At 37.0% G+C, this 763-nt stretch carries 1 rRNA gene; it reads left to right on the top strand.

The features are described from left to right. A 5S ribosomal RNA gene (gene rrf, locus AC1DCV_RS35720) occupies positions 1 to 85 on the top strand; the annotation flags it as partial. Positions 86 to 763: the final 678 nt, after the last annotated feature.

The following is a 763-nucleotide window of genomic DNA, read 5'->3' as shown; positions in this document are numbered from 1 at the left end:
CTCTTCCCATTCCGAACAGAGAAGTTAAGCCCCTCATGGCCGATGGTACTGCACAACAATGCGGGAGAGTAGGTAGCTGCCATACTTATTAAGAGAAGCCTTAGTGTTTATGCACTAAGGCTTTTTCTTTCTTTAAGAGTAGAGGATGTCTGCTAAAGAGCAGATCTCAGAATAACTTGATACACAGAGAGCAGGTCACTGCTAAACACGATGACACACCAGGCTAGGCAACAACCTACCACTTACACTTTCTATAGTGTCATCAACGTTTCCGATAAGGAAACACACTTAAGCCAGGTGCTTAATATCAAATTGACATAGAGAAAATAAATAAGCAATTAAGTTGAAATAATTTTTGCTGCGAATGATAAAGATCATATCTTTGCCGTCCGCTCAAAAAGCTACAGTTCTTTGCAAAATAATGGGTTGATTATCAGAAGGTTAAAATGCACTTTCCCAATATATAAATCATTCAAACTGAGATAATTAAATATAAAAAATGTTGTAAAAGTTTTGGTGATTAAATAAAAGATCACTACCTTTGCAACCCCAACGCAAACGACACRAAAAAGTTCTTCTAAAAATAACAAAAGATGTACGGCTAAAGAGCCACAGAGATCGGATCTCACACATCAACAACGACTAAACGCTCATGGTTAATAACTATCAGCAAGTCACAAGTTCTTTGAAAGATTGGAAACAACAGCACGAATCTAAGTAGTGATGCTTAGGTTCAAACAGGTAATGTACAGCTAAACATAAT

Source organism: Chitinophaga sp. 10T418, assembly GCF_056394125.1.
Note: the sequence above shows the minus strand (reverse complement) of the source record. Positions and strands in the feature narration are given on the sequence as shown.